Below are 14,161 nucleotides of genomic sequence, written 5' to 3'. Positions count from 1 at the left end.
TGTGGGTCGATCACTTCTCGGATGGTGCGAGTCGGGAGCGGCGGTAGCCGTACACGAAGTAGAACACGAGCCCGGCCGCCATCCAGACACCGAAGACCACCCAGGTCACAGTGGACAGGCTGCCCATCATCCAGACGCAGAAGCCGAAGCCGAGCGCCGGCAGCACCGGCGAGAGCGGCACCCGGAAGGTGCGGGGCAGGTCCGGCTTGGTCCGGCGCAGCACCACGACGGCGATGTTGACCAGCGCGAAGGCGAACAGGGTGCCGATGCTGGTGGCGTCGGCGAGCTGCCCGAGCGGGATCGCGGCGGCCAGGACGCCGCAGAACAGCGACACGATCAGGGTGTTGGCGCGCGGCGCGCCGGTCTTCGGGTGGACCCGGGCGAACACCTTGGGGACCAGTCCGTCGCGGGACATGGCGAACAGGATGCGGGTCTGGCCGTAGAGCACGGTCAGCACCACGCTGGCGATGGCGATGACGGCGCAGAAGGCGAGGAGCGTGCCCCAGAAGCTCTGCCCGGTGACCTCGCGCATGATCTGGGCGAGGGCGGCCTCGGAGTCGGTGAAGCCCTTCCAGGGCTTGGCGCCGACGGCGACGGCCGCGACCAGCACGTACAGCGCGGTGACGATGACCAGCGACAGCATGATCGCGCGGGGCAGGTCGCGCTGGGCGTTCTTGGCCTCCTCACCGGCGGTGGAGGCGGCGTCGAAGCCGATGTAGGAGAAGAACAGCGTGGCACCGGCGGCACTGACCCCGGCCATGCCGAGCGGCATGAAGTTGTCGTAGTTGCCGGAGCGGAAGCCCTGGACGCCGATGGCGCAGAACAGCACCAGCGCGGCGATCTTCACGACGACCATGACGGTGTTGGCGCGGGCCGACTCGCGGGCACCGCCCAGCAGGAACGCCATGGCGAGCAGGACGACGATCAGCGCGGGCAGGTTGAACACGCCGCCGTCACCGGGCGGCGCGGACAGGGCCGCCGGGATGGTGACGCCTATGGTCCCGTCGAGCAGCTCGTTGAGGTACTCGCCCCAGCCGACGGCCACGGCGGCGACGGACACGCCGTACTCCAGCACCAGGCACCAGCCGCAGACCCAGGCGATCAGCTCGCCCATCGTTGCGTACGCATACGAGTAGGAGGAGCCGGAGACGGGGATGGTGCCGGCCAGCTCGGCGTAGGACAGGGCCGAGAACAGGGCGGTCAGACCGGCGATGACGAAGGAGAGCGTGACGGCCGGGCCCGCCTTGGGGACGGCCTCGCCGAGGACCACGAAGATGCCGGTGCCGAGGGTGGCACCGATGCTGATCATGGTGAGCTGCCACAGCCCCAGGGAGCGGCGCAGCGATCCTCCCTCGCCCTGCCCACCCTCCGCGACCAGGCGTTCGACCGGCTTGCGACGCATGAGGCGCGCGCCGATGCCGGGGGACGCGGGGGCGGCTGTCTGGCCTGGGTTGTGCGGGGGTGCGCCTTGGTCGAGCACGCGCTGGCTCCTTTTCGCTGCCGGTCAGGGCGGCAGGGACCGCGGGCACCCTTGAGCAGGGACCCACCGAGCGGAGTCCCCGCCACGCCACGTACGAGGCGACAGCCTACGAGGATCGGCGTTGCTCCCGAAATGCAGCAACCTTGCGCATACCCGCAAGATCATTGCGTTGACGGGGGCGCCGTGAGCGTTCGTTGCAGGGCGGCTGTCGACTGTTGCACCGGCCCGCGTCACGGGGGCTCCGGCGGGGTCCCCGCCCGCTCGGCGGCCGGCACGCGGAACGGCCCCCGCCGTCCCGCTGGGCGGGTCGGCAGGGGCCGTTCAGGAAGGTGGCGGGCGGTCAGCTCCAACTCGCGTGCAGGGGCTTGCCCTCGGCGTAGCCGGCGGCGCTCTGGACGCCGATGACGGCCTTCTCGGCGAACTCGGCCAGGGAGCCGGCGCCGGCGTAGGTGCAGGAGGAGCGGACGCCCGCGATGATCGAGTCGATCAGGTCCTCCACGCCGGGGCGGGCCGGGTCGAGGAACATGCGGGAGGTGGAGATGCCCTCCTCGAACAGCGCCTTGCGGGCGCGGTCGTACGCCGACTCCTCGGAGGTGCGGTTGCGCACGGCGCGGGCGGAGGCCATGCCGAAGGACTCCTTGTAGGCCCGGCCCTGGGCGTCGTGCTGGAGGTCGCCCGGGGACTCGTAGGTGCCGGCGAACCAGGAGCCGATCATCACGTTGGACGCGCCGGCAGCGAGGGCCATGGCGACGTCACGGGGGTGGCGGACGCCGCCGTCGGCCCACACGTGCTTGCCGTACTTCGCCGCCTCGGCGGCGCACTCCAGGACGGCGGAGAACTGCGGCCGGCCCACGCCGGTCATCATGCGCGTGGTGCACATGGCGCCGGGGCCGACACCGACCTTGACGATGTCCGCGCCGGCCTCGATCAGGTCGCGCACGCCCGCGGCCGCCACGACGTTGCCCGCCACGATCGGCACCTGCGGGTCGAGGTCGCGCACCAGCTTCAGGGCGCTGATCATCGACTCCTGGTGGCCGTGCGCGGTGTCGATGACGAGCGTGTCGACACCGGCCTTCAGCAGCTGCTCGGCCTTGCCCGCGACGTCGCCGTTGATGCCGACGGCCGCCGCGACGCGCAGCCGGCCGCGGTCGTCGGTGGCCGGGGTGTAGAGCGTGGCGCGCAGGGCGCCCTTGCGGGTCAGGATGCCGGCGAGCGTGCCGTCGGGGTGGACCGCGGGGGCGTAGCGGCGGTTGGCGTGGTCGAGGACGCCGAAGGCCTCGCCCGGGTCCTTGTCGGCGTCGATGAGCAGCAGGTCCCGGGACATGACCTCGGAGAGCTGCGTGAAGCGGTCCACGCCGGAGAGGTCGGCGTCGGTGACCACGCCGACGGGCCGGTGATGCTCGTCGACGACGACACCGGCGTCGTGCGCCCGCTTGGGCAGCAGCCCCAGCGCGTCGGCGACGGTCTGGTGCGGGGACAGGATGATCGGGGTGTCCAGCACCAGGTGCCGGCTCTTGACCCAGGCCACGACGTCGGTGACCACGTCGATCGGGATGTCCTGCGGGATCACCACCAGGCCGCCGCGGCGGGCCACGGTCTCGGCCATGCGGCGCCCGGCGATGGCGGTCATGTTGGCGACGACGAGCGGGATGGTGGTGCCCGTGCCGTCCGGGGAGCTGAGGTCGACGGCCTGCCGCGAGCCCACCGAGGAGCGGCTCGGCACCATGAAGACGTCGTCGTACGTCAGGTCGTACCCGGGCTGGATGTCATTGAGGAAACGCACGTGCTGCACATCCCAGTCGATCAGAGGTGACCCCCGGACCGGCCGGCCAGGGGGAAAGAGCACGTACTTCATTGTCCCATGACACCGGCGCTCCCGACCCCGGGCGAATCATCCAGGCTGGTCAGGGCCCCCTTCGGAGGATGCTCCAAGGCCGAGGGTCACGAACAGGCCTGGGCCGCGGTCCGTGGCCTCGGCGAAGATCTCCTCGGCGACCTGCCACTCCTCGGGCCGGGCCTCGGCGTAGCCGCGCCAGCCGCGCACGACGACCAGCAGACCCCGCTCCACGGCCCCCTCGGGCCACAGGGCGGGGTCGGACAGGCAGTCGGCGAGGGCGTCCCAGTTGCGGCCGAACCAGTCGGGCAGCGCCAGGTCGCGGGCGCAGCGGTCCATCAGGCCGGCCTTGTCCGTGACCCCGTCGAGGTCGAGGACGCGCACGATCCGGCCCGCCGGGTCGTGCGGCAGGGGCACCTGGCCGGCCATGGGTCAGGCCCCGTCCGGGTCGGCGCGGTTGAGCGCGGGCTTCGGGGCCGGGCCCGCGGTCATCAGGTAGTCGGCTGCCGAGGTGTCCGTCACCAGGCTGGTGACCAGCCCGGAGCGCAGCACGGCGTCGATCGCCGGCCCCTTGCGCTGCCCGCCCGCTATGGCGACGACCTCGGGGATGCGGCGCAGCTGGTCGGCCTTGACGGTGATGCACCGCTCGCCCAGGTCCCGGCCGACCCGGCGCCCCTCCGCGTCGAAGAGGTGCGCGGACATCTCGGCGGCGACACCGAGCGAGGCGTAGTGCGCGCGCTCCTCGTCGCTGAGCATGTCGTGCACCGTGGAGATGCCCGGCTCCCAGGACCCGATGGAGACGCAGGCGACGGTGACCTTGTCGAAGTGCTCGAAGGCCCGGGCGATGCCCGTCTGGTTGCGCAGCGCCGTGGCCGTGGCGGCGTCGGGCAGCAGCATGGGGGCGTAGATGGGGTGGGCGTCGCCTCCGGAGACCTGGGCGGCCCGCCGCACGGCCTCGACCGAGCCGCGTTCGGCGGTCCCGGCGTCGTACACGCCGGTCAGCTGCACCACCGTGCACGGCGGCAGCCGGTCGAGCGCCGCCGCCATGTGGATGGTGGAGCGGCCCCAGGCGAGGCCCAGGACGTCGCCCTCGTCGACCAGTTCGCCGAGCAGGTCGGCGGCCACCTCTCCCAGGTTCTCCGGGTCGGGCGTCTCCTCGGCCTCGGCCGGCGACTCGACCACGACGGCGTGCCGGAGGCCGTACCGGGCGCGGAGCGCGTCCGAGCGGTCGGCGTCCAGTTCCGCGGGCACCCTGATCTCGATGCGTACGAGGTCCCGTTCGAGGGCGGTCTCCAGGACCCGGGCCACCTTGAAGCGGCTGACGCCGAACTCCTCGGCGATCTGGATCTTGGACTTGCCCTCGAGGTAGAAGCGGCGGGCCATGGCCGCCGCCTGCACCAGCTCAGCGGGTCCCATCCGCATGGCTGACCGGCCCGCCGACATACCCGACACGGCGATCTCCTCACTGCTGTTCACACTCTGGATTCGCCGTTCATCCTTGCAGATCCGGCGCGGATGATCAGCCCTGATGAGAGCCGTTCACTTTGCTGTGGCTCAGTGGCCGCACGCCCATGTGGCCTTCGCGGTCGTCGCCTCGGCCTGGGTGCGTAGTGCACGTACCGCTTCTGCCGGGTCGTTCGCCCCGTAGACCGCCGATCCGGCCACGAAGACGTCGGCTCCGGCCTCCGCGCAGCGCTCGATCGTGGAAGCGGAGACTCCGCCGTCGACCTGGAGCCAGAGCTCCAGCCCGTGCTTGCTGATCAACTCGCGGGTCCGGCGGATCTTCGGAAGCATGATGTCGAGGAAGGCCTGTCCCCCGAAGCCCGGCTCGACCGTCATGATCAGCAGCATGTCGAGCTCGGGGAGCAGGTCCTCGTACGGCTCGACGGGAGTCGCGGGCTTCAGCGCCATCGAGGCGCGGGCGCCCTTGGCGCGGATCTCCCGGGCGAGCCGGACCGGCGCGGCGGCGGCCTCGACGTGAAAGGTGACCGAACCGGCCCCCGCCTCCACGTAGTGGGGCGCCCACCGATCGGGGGCCTCGATCATCAGATGGCAGTCCAGCGGAGTGTCCGTCGCACGGGCGAGCGACTCTACGACCGGCACCCCGAGCGTGAGGTTCGGGACGAAATGGTTGTCCATGACGTCGACGTGGAGCCAGTCGGCTCCCTGCACGGCCTGCGCCTCGTCCGCGAGGCGGGCGAAGTCGGCGGACAGGATGCTGGGGTTGATCTGCACGGCCATGTCCTAAGACTGCCATGCCCCGCGGGGGTTGTGGGCACCGGACCCAGCTGGTCCGCCGGCCGCGGGAATCACCTGGCTCGTCGCGCCCGCGCGGCGGAGCCGCACGTGTCACGGCCTCGCGCCTCTCGCGGGGCGTCTCCATGGAGGGGGACGACATGAAGCAGGGCGTCGCGCACCTCGTCTGCGGACGGCGGGCCAAGTGGCTCGTGCTGGTGTTCTGGGTGGTCGTGCTGCTCGTCGCCGCCCCGTTCGCCATGAAGCTGACCGACGCCCAGGACAACGACGCGGCGTCGTGGCTGCCCGGGTCCGCCGAGTCGACCCAGGTGCTTCAGGAGTCGGAGGACTTCCGGCCGGAGCAGATCCCGGCGGTGGTGATCTACGCGCGGGACGGCGGGCTGACGCCCCAGGACCGGGCGCGGATCGCTCAGGACGTGCGCGAGCTGAAGGAGTTGCGCGACCACGGCATCCGGGGCGCGCAGACGCGCGGGCCGGTCCTCGACCGGGCCACCGATCCCCGGGCCGCGCAGGTGTTCGTGCCGATCACCATAGACGAGAAGGGCTGGGAGCGGATCTCCCCCGCGGTGGAGTCCATCCGCGACGACGTCGGCGGGAGCGGGGGCGGCCTGGCCGTGCACGTCACGGGCCCGGGCGGTACGGCGGCCGACTCGGCGGAGGCCTTCGAGGGCATCGACTCCACGCTGCTGTTCGCGGCGATGACCGTCGTGATCGTCATGCTGCTCATCACCTACCGCAGCCTCACCCTGCTGGTGGTGCCCCTGATCTCGGTGGTGTGCGCCCTGTTCACCGCCCAGGCGCTGATCTACGCCCTGGCCGCGCACGCGGGCCTGACGGTCAACGGGCAGAGCGCCGGCATCCTCACGGTGCTCGTCTTCGGCGCGGGGACGGACTACGCCCTGCTGCTGGTCGCCCGCTACCGGGAGGAGCTGCGCCGGCACGAGGACCGGCACGAGGCCATGGCCCTGGCCCTGCACCGGGCGGGACCGGCCGTGCTCGCCTCGGGGGCGACCGTGGTGCTGAGCATGCTGGTGCTGCTGGCCGCCGAGATGAACTCCACCAGGGGCCTCGGACCGGTCGCCGCGATCGGCGTCGCCGTCGCCCTGCTGGCGATGATGAGCCTGTTCCCCGCTCTGCTGGTCGTCTGCGGCCGGTGGATCTTCTGGCCGGTGATCCCGCACCTGGGCTCCGCCGAGCCGACCGAGCGGGGCTTCTGGGCGCGCACGGGCCGCCGGATCGCCCGCCGGCCGCGCACCACCTGGGCCGTCACCGCGCTCGCGCTGGCGGTCTGCTCCCTGGGCCTGATCCAGTTGCGGGCCGAGGGCATCCCCAACGCGGACGCCTTCACGGGCGAGCCGGACTCCATCACGGGCCAGCAGGTGTCGGCCCGCTACTTCCCGGCGGGCAGCGGCGACCCGCTCGTCGTGGTCAGCGACCGGGAGCAGGCCGTCGACGTGGGCCGGGCGGTCGCGCGGACCCCGGGCGTGGTGCCGCAGTCCCTCGGGCTGCCGCCGGGCACCAGACCCGGCTTCGAGGGCAGGGTCCTCTTCGAGGCGACGATGACGGCCCCGGCGGACAGCGAGGCCGCGAAGCAGACGGTCGAGCGGGTCCGCGACGCCGTGCACGCGGTGCCGGACGCGGACGCCCGGGTGGGCGGCGGCACGGCGGCCCTGCTGGACATGGACGAGGCGACCACGCACGACAACGTGCTGATCATCCCGCTGGTGCTGGTGGTCGTCCTGCTGATCCTCTGCGCCCTGCTGCGGGCCCTGGTCGCCCCACTGCTGCTGATCGGCACGGTGATCCTGTCGTTCACGGCGGCCCTGGGCATCAGCGCGCTCGCGTTCCGGTACGTCTTCGACTACGCGGGCGAGGCGACCGACTTCCCGCTGTTCGTGTTCGTGTTCCTGGTGGCCCTGGGCATCGACTACAACATCTTCCTGACCACCCGGATCCGCGAGGAGGCGGCCCGTCAGGGCACCAGGACGGGCGTGGTCACGGGCCTCGCCGCCACCGGCGCGGTGATCACCTCCGCCGGTCTGGTCCTGGCCGGGACGTTCGCCGCGCTCGGCACCCTGCCGCTGGTCGCCTTCGCCGAGATCGGCTTCACGGTCGCCCTCGGCGTCCTCATCGACACGTTCATCGTGCGCTCGGTGCTGGTGACGTCCCTGTTCCTGGACATCGGCCCGAAGGTGTGGTGGCCGCACCGGCTGGCCCGGGAGGACGGCAGGGCCCCGGCCGGGGAGCCCGCCGGAGCAGCGACCGGCCGCCCCGGCGGGTGACACGCGCCGGGGCGGGCGCCCGCCGGCCCGCGGGGGTCAGCCGGTCCGGCGGATGAGCGCCAGGTACATCGCGTCGGTGCCGTGCAGATGCGGCCAGAGCTGCACGTCCGGCCCGTCCCCCAGGTCCGGCACGTCCGGCAGCAGCCCGCGGGCGTCGATGAGATCGGTGTCCGGGAACTGCTTCAGCACGTCGGCGACCACGGCCCGGGTCTCGGCGAGGTGCGGCGAGCAGGTCGCGTAGCCCACGACACCGCCGACGCGCACCGACTCCAGGGCGGTGCGGAGCAGGCCGCGCTGGAGCGGCGCGAACCCCTCCAGGTCCTCCGGGCGGCGGCGCCAGCGCGCCTCGGGACGGCGGCGCAGGGCGCCCAGACCGGTGCAGGGCACGTCGACCAGCACCCGGTCGAAGCTGCCGGGCCGCCACGCCGGGCGGGTCCCGTCCGCGGCGATCACCTGGTACGGCCCGGGATTGCCGTCCAGGGCCCGCGCCACCAGCCCGGCCCGGTGGGTCTGCTTCTCGGAGGCGACCAGCAGGGCTCCCCGCTGCGCGGCCAGGGCACCCAGCAGTGCGGCCTTGCCGCCCGGTCCGGCGCACCCGTCCAGCCACCGCCGGTCGGGCCCTTCCACCGGCGCGTTGGCCAGGGCGATCGCGACGAGCTGGCTGCCCTCGTCCTGCACTCCCGCCCGCCCGTCGCGCACGGCGGCGACGGCACCCGGCTCCCCGCCCTCGGTCAGCCGCACCGCGTACGGCGACCAGCGTCCCGGCACGGCGGCATCCTCGTCGAGCAGTTCCTCGGCGCCGGAGCGGCCGGGCCGGGCCACCAGGGTCACCTCGGGCCGCTCGTTGTCGGCGCGCAGCAGCTCCTCGATGCCGGCGCGGCCGCCGCCCAGGGAGTCCCACAGTGCGGACACGACCCACCGCGGGTGCGAGTGCACCACGGCGAGATGGTCCTCGGGGTCGTCTTCGTAGGGCGGCGCCACCCGTTCCAGCCAGCCGTCCAGGTCGTGCTGGGCGACCTTGCGCAGCACGGCGTTGACGAACTTCGCCCGCCCGTCGCCCAGCACCACCCGCGCCAGTTCGACGGTGGCGGAGACGGCCGCGTGCGTGGGGATGCGGGTGCCGAGCAGCTGGTGCGCCCCCAGGCTCAGCACGTCCAGCACGGGCGGGTCGACCTCCCCGAGCGGCCGGTCCACGCAGGCCGCCAGCACCGCGTCGTACGTCCCCTGCCGCCGCAGCGTCCCGTACACCAGCTCGGTGGCCAGCGCCGCGTCCCGGGCGTCGAAGTCGCCCTGCTCACGGGCCTTTCGCAGCAGGGGCGGCAGGACGAGGTTGGCGTAGGCGTCGCGCTCGTCCACGGCCCTGAGCGCCTCGAAGGCGAGGATGCGGACGGGGTCCTTCTTGGGCCGGCGGTAGGGCTTGCCGGACGTGCGGGGCCGGCGGGGCTGTTCACTCACGAAAAAGGTGCTCCGGGTGTGAGAAGAGGTGCGCGCCCCAGCCTACGCCGGGTGCCGTCCGGCGGTGGGGCGGAGGGCACGTGCGGCACACTGCCGGGTCGGCGGGGCGGGGCCGGTGCGGGGATCTCCGGCGCAGGGCCGGACAGCAGGCCCGGAGGGTACGCACGGCGCACCGCCGGACGGCGGGGCCGCAGCGCAGGACGCGGGCAGCACACCGCCTGACGGCGACGCCGGTGCGGGGATCTCCGGCGCACCGGACAACAAGCCCGGAGGGTATGTGCGGCGCACCGCCGGACGGCAAAGCCGCAGCGCAGAACGCGGGCGGCACACCGCCGGACGGCGACGCCGGTGCCGGGTTTCCGGCGTAGCGCCGGACGGCTGGCCCGCAGCGGAGGGTACGCGCGGCGGACCGCCGGACGGCGACGCCGATGCCGGGGTTCCGGCGTAGCGCCGGACGGCTGGCCCACAGCGCAGGGCAGGCGCGGCGCACCGCCGGGCGGCAGGGCCGGGGCAGGGTTCTCCGGCGCAGGGCCGGGCGGGATGGGCCTCAGCGGGTGCTCGGCCGGTGCCGGACAGCGGACCCGGCGGCGCTGACCTGCCCGGCGAGCCGCCGGGTGGGCGTCAGCTTCCGAGCCGCTCCTCTTCCCCGATCCGCACCCCGCGCGCCCAGTCCGCGGCCCGCATCGGCTTCTTGCCCTGGGCCTGCACCCACAGCAGCTCCACCGCGTACGAGCCCGTACCCACATGCACGCTGTTCTTCCCGGCGGCGATCTCCCCCGGGGCGAGGTCTGTGCGGTCGGGCACCGGCGTGACCTGGATGAGCTTGAGCCGCTCGCCGCGGAACGTGGTCCAGGCACCGGGCGCCGGGGTGCAGCCCCGCACCACCCGGTCCACGCGCAGTGCGGGCGCGGACCAGTCCAGGTGCGCGTCCTCCACGTTGACCTTCGGCGCCAGGCTGACGCCCTCGGCGGGCTGCGGCACCGCCTTGAGCGTGCCGTCCTCGATCCCGTCCATGGTCGCCGCGAGCAGCCCGGCCCCGGCGAACGCGAGCCGCGTCAGCAGGTCACCGCTGGTGTCGGTGGGCCGGATCTCCTCGGTCACCGTCCCGTACACCGGGCCCGAGTCGAGCCCCTCCTCGATGAGGAAGGTCGACGCCCCGGTGATCTCGTCCCCGGCCATGATGGCGTGCTGCACGGGCGCGGCACCCCGCCAGGCGGGCAGCAGCGAGAAGTGCAGGTTCACCCAGCCGTGCGCGGGGACGTCGAGGGCGACCCGGGGCAACAGCGCACCGTAGGCGACGACGGGACAGCAGTCGGGCGCGATCTCCCGGAGCCGCTCCAGGAACTCGGGGTCCTTCGGCTTCACCGGCTTCAGCACCTCGATCCCGGCCTCCGCCGCCCGCTCGGCGACGGGCGACGCGACGAGCCTGCGCCCCCGCCCGGCCGGAGCGTCGGGCCGCGTGACGACGGCGGCCACCTCGTGCCGTCCGGAGGCGAGAAGAGCGTCCAGGGCGGGAACGGCGACCTCGGGTGTACCGGCGAAGACGAGCTTCATGGGGTGGTGGGGGCCTCTCGGGGCGGGGGCGGGTGACGGGCGACGCCCCAGTCTATGAGCCGGACGCGGGAAGCCGCCGACAGCGGCCGGCGAACGCCGGGGGTGAGGCGCACGCCCCGCGCAAACAGGCGCACGCATATGCCCCTACGCCCCTGCACCGTGACCAGCGGAGCGAATCCGCGTTGGTCAAGACAGAGTTGACCACAGAGGGCCGCAGTCGCGGCCCGTTCCTTTCAACGCCGGTTCGAGAGGCTTGTTCATGGCCGACCACGCAACCCACGACGCCCAGGCTCGGGCCAGCCTGCACTTGCTGGTGCGGGACATCGAGCGGGTCCGCCGGCAGGTGGACGCACTGCGCACCCTCACCGCCCAGCTGGGCAACGTCTACCGCCCGCGCCGCTCCGGCCCGTCCACGGGCTTCGTCGTCTACGGACGCGCGCCCGCCCCGACGGTACGTCTCGCCCAGGAGCTGCGGGACAGCGTCGAGACCCTGGTGACGGCGGCCGTGGACTTCGACCGCTCCCTCGGCTTCTCGTGGGACGCCGTCGGTTCCGCGCTGGGTGTCACCAAGCAGGCCGTGCACCGCCGGTACGGCGCCCGCCGGGCGGCGGCGCAGACGGTCACGGCCGAGCCGGAGCGCACCCCGGAGCCGTCCGGCACGCGCACGGTCAACGTGCCGGCCGGACTCCCCACGATGCCGACGGTCCCCGCGGCCCGCTCCATGCCGACGCAGCCCACCGCCGGGAGCCCGGCGCTGCGCGAAGAGGTCCGGCCGACGGCCTTCCCCGGCCCCCGCAACGGCTGACACGCAACGGCTGACACGCGACGGCTCCCCGCCTCACACTCCTGCCCTCCCGGCCCCCTCCGGGAGGGCAGCCGCGTATCCAGGCCAACGCGCCCACCCAGGCGGCACACCCTCGACAGCCACCAGCCGTAGGGCGGCACCCTCCCCCAGCCGCGCCCGTCCCACCGAACAGCCCGCTCCCGCCCAAGCCCCCACCGGATCCGCCCGGGCTCCCTCCAGCCCCAGGTCCGGGCCCGACGGGTCAGCCGATGTCGGCCGGGTCGATCCGCACCCACACACCCGTCCCCTGACCACTCCCCCGGGCCGTCCTCGCCGCCTGCGCGGCCTTCAGCGCTGCCGCCAGGGCCGCGCCCCGGCCGGGCGGCACGCGCAGCAGAGCCCGCTCCCACTGCTCCCCGGGCGGCGGAGCCCCGGCCCGGCGCGGTCGTCCCGCGGGGGGCACCGGCAGGGGCACCGGCCCCAGCACCTCGGCCTCGGACGGCAGTTCGGCCGTCCGGAGGAAGTCGGCCACCGCCTCGGGCGGGCCCGACACGGCGGCCATCCGGGACACCGGCGGAAATCCCAGCTCGGCCCGCTCGGCGAGCTCCCGCACCGCGTGCCCGACGGGGTCCCAGCGCACCAGCGCCTGCACCGGTCGCAGTGTCGGCTCGGCCACGACCACCACCGTGCCGCCGGCCGACTGCGGCCGGACCAGGGCCGCGGCGGCGATCCACCGCCGCAGCGCGTCCTCCCCGGCCCGCAGATCGGGCCGCCCGAGCATGGCCCAGCCGTCCAGCAGCAGCGCGGCCGCGTAGCCGCCCTCGGCGACGGGCTCCGCCCCCGGTGTGCTGACGACGAGCGCGGGCGCACCCGGCACCGTGTCCAGCACGTGCTCCCGCCCCGAGGTCCGCACCGGGACCGCCGGGAACGCCCGGCCCAGTTCCTCGGCCGTCCGCCGCGCTCCCACGACCGAGGCGCGCAACCGGAACCCCCCGCACTCCGGGCAGTGCCAGGCGCCCTCCTCACGGCCGCACCAGCCGCAGCACAGTGCCCCGCCGTCCCGTGTCTCCAAGGGCCCCGAGCAGTGCCGGCACCGCGCGGGCGCCCGGCACTGGGCACAGGCCATGCGCGGCACGTAGCCCCGCCGGGGCACCTGCACGAGCACCGGCCCTTGCTTCAGACCCTCCCTGACGGCCTGCCAGGCGAGCGTGGGGAGCCGGGCGGCCCGGGCGGCCTCGTCCCGGGCGAGGTCCATGTCCCCGACGGTCCGTACCAGAGGGGCCGCGGCGCGCACCTGGTCCCGGCCGGCGACGAGCGGGCGCGCCCAGCCGGTCTCGACGAGCTGCGCGGCCTCCACCGTGCAGGCCCAGCCGCCCAGCAGGAAGCCGCAGCGGTCCTGCGCGGCGCGCAGCAGCAGCACCTCGCGGGCGTGCGGCTGCGGGGCGTGCTGCTCGCTGTGGCTGTCGTCGCCGTCGTCCCAGAGGGCGACCAGGCCCAGGTCCTGGACGGGCGCGAACATCGCGGCCCGGGTGCCGACCACGGCCCGCACGGAACCGCGCCGTACCGCGAGCCACTGGGCGTAGCGCTTCTCGGGGCCGGCGTCGGCGGTGAGGACCGCGTGCCTCCCCTCACCGAGCAGGGCGGTGAGCGCGGCGTCGGCCCGGGCGACCGCCCGGCCGTCGGGCAGGACCACCAGGGCGCCCCGCCCGGACGCCAGCGTCGCCGCGACGGCGCGGGCGAGCTCCTCGCTCCACTGCGGACCCGGCAGCGCGTTCCACACGGCCCGGGGCGCGCCGCCCGAGGCGAGGGACTGGAGGAAGGCCGCCCCGCGCTCGTAGCGCTGCCAGGAGCCCGGTTCGGGGGTTTCGGGCGGCGGCAGCGGCTCGGGAGAGGGACGCTGCTCGGCCCGGGCGTTGCGCGGCGGCACGGCCAGTTGCAGCACGTCGGCGAGGCTGCCCGCGTACCGGTCGGCGACCGCCCGGGCCAGTGCGAGCAACTCCTCGCTCAGCACCTGCTCGGGCGAGACAACCTGGGCCAGGGCGGCCAGCGGACCGGAGTAGTCGGACTCGGGCAGCCGCTCGACGAGGAAGCCGTCGATCAGTCCGCCGCCCTCGCGGCGTCCGTCCCGCACCCGGTTCCGCCCGGCCCCGAAGCGCACCCGGACCCGGACGCCCGGCCGGGCCTGCTCGTCCAGCTCCTCGGGCACGGCGTAGTCGAAGTAGCGGTCGAGGTGGAGCACGCCCTTGTCGACGAGGACACGGGCGACCGGCAGCTCCTTGGCGAGCGCGGCTCCACGCCAGGTCCGCGGCTTGGCCCGGGGCGTCTTCGCCTTGCGCACGCTCTCGCGGATGAGCGCGAGCTGCTCGGGCGGGGCGCCCTGCGCCTCACCGTCCGCCTGCTCGTTCTCGCTGCTCACGCCTGCATTCCTACCAAACACCACTGACACCCGACGGCTGCCGGGTCCCCCGCGGGCGCGACACCCGGCACCCCGCCCTGGCGTTCCGCCGCCCGGACGC

Annotated in this window: 10 protein-coding genes; 2 read left to right on the top strand and 8 right to left on the bottom strand. The window is 74.3% G+C overall.

The genetic code is table 11. The annotated features are described in order from the left end of the window. Window positions 1–10 precede the first annotated feature (10 nt). The 5 genes from ACH4C6_RS24560 to rpe all read right to left on the bottom strand — a co-directional run bounded on the left by ACH4C6_RS24560 (window position 11) and on the right by rpe (window position 5,555). Window positions 11–1,480: an amino acid permease gene (locus ACH4C6_RS24560; RefSeq protein ID WP_398110729.1), complete on the bottom strand. Its 1,470-nt coding sequence runs from the start codon at window positions 1,478–1,480 to the stop codon at window positions 11–13. A 340-nt stretch (window positions 1,481–1,820) separates the two neighbouring features. Beyond that, the gene (locus ACH4C6_RS24555) at window positions 1,821–3,263 is read right to left on the bottom strand and encodes a GuaB1 family IMP dehydrogenase-related protein (RefSeq protein WP_398110728.1); all 1,443 of its coding nucleotides are present in this window, start codon (window positions 3,261–3,263) and stop codon (window positions 1,821–1,823) included. Between the two features lie 108 nt (window positions 3,264–3,371). Next, window positions 3,372–3,725, bottom strand: a complete 354-nt coding sequence (locus tag ACH4C6_RS24550) for a barstar family protein (RefSeq protein ID WP_398110801.1) — start codon at window positions 3,723–3,725, stop codon at window positions 3,372–3,374. A 21-nt stretch (window positions 3,726–3,746) separates the two neighbouring features. After that, window positions 3,747–4,790, bottom strand: coding sequence for a sugar-binding transcriptional regulator (locus tag ACH4C6_RS24545; RefSeq protein WP_398110727.1), 1,044 nt, complete (start codon window positions 4,788–4,790; stop codon window positions 3,747–3,749). A 78-nt stretch (window positions 4,791–4,868) separates the two neighbouring features. Further along, on the bottom strand, window positions 4,869–5,555 hold the full coding sequence (gene rpe / locus ACH4C6_RS24540) for a ribulose-phosphate 3-epimerase (RefSeq protein ID WP_398110726.1): 687 nt from the start codon (window positions 5,553–5,555) through the stop codon (window positions 4,869–4,871). Between the two features lie 155 nt (window positions 5,556–5,710). On the opposite strand from rpe, the gene ACH4C6_RS24535 reads away from it, so the two are divergent. After that, a complete protein-coding gene (locus ACH4C6_RS24535; RefSeq protein ID WP_398110725.1) occupies window positions 5,711–7,852 on the top strand; it encodes an MMPL family transporter in 2,142 nt (713 codons plus the stop codon). Between the two features lie 36 nt (window positions 7,853–7,888). Here ACH4C6_RS24535 and ACH4C6_RS24530 read toward each other — a convergent pair whose 3' ends face one another. Then, window positions 7,889–9,307: an RsmB/NOP family class I SAM-dependent RNA methyltransferase gene (locus ACH4C6_RS24530; RefSeq protein ID WP_398110724.1), complete on the bottom strand. Its 1,419-nt coding sequence runs from the start codon at window positions 9,305–9,307 to the stop codon at window positions 7,889–7,891. Window positions 9,308–9,928: 621 nt separating this feature from the next. After that, on the bottom strand, window positions 9,929–10,861 hold the full coding sequence (fmt, locus tag ACH4C6_RS24525; RefSeq protein ID WP_398110723.1) for a methionyl-tRNA formyltransferase: 933 nt from the start codon (window positions 10,859–10,861) through the stop codon (window positions 9,929–9,931). A gap of 259 nt (window positions 10,862–11,120) precedes the next feature. Between fmt and ACH4C6_RS24520 the strand changes: the two genes are divergently transcribed. Next, entirely contained in the window at window positions 11,121–11,666 is a 546-nt protein-coding gene (locus ACH4C6_RS24520) for a hypothetical protein (protein WP_398110722.1), read from the top strand. A gap of 241 nt (window positions 11,667–11,907) precedes the next feature. On the opposite strand, the gene ACH4C6_RS24515 is transcribed toward ACH4C6_RS24520, so the two are convergent. Then, complete coding sequence (locus ACH4C6_RS24515) at window positions 11,908–14,061, bottom strand: primosomal protein N' (RefSeq protein WP_398110721.1); 2,154 nt, start codon at window positions 14,059–14,061, stop codon at window positions 11,908–11,910. Window positions 14,062–14,161 lie beyond the last annotated feature (100 nt).

Origin of the sequence: Streptomyces sp. NPDC017943 (assembly GCF_044328425.1) — a bacterium.
GTDB classification, from domain to species: Bacteria; Actinomycetota; Actinomycetes; order Streptomycetales; family Streptomycetaceae; genus Streptomyces; species Streptomyces djakartensis_A.
Note: the sequence above shows the minus strand (reverse complement) of the source record. Positions and strands in the feature narration are given on the sequence as shown.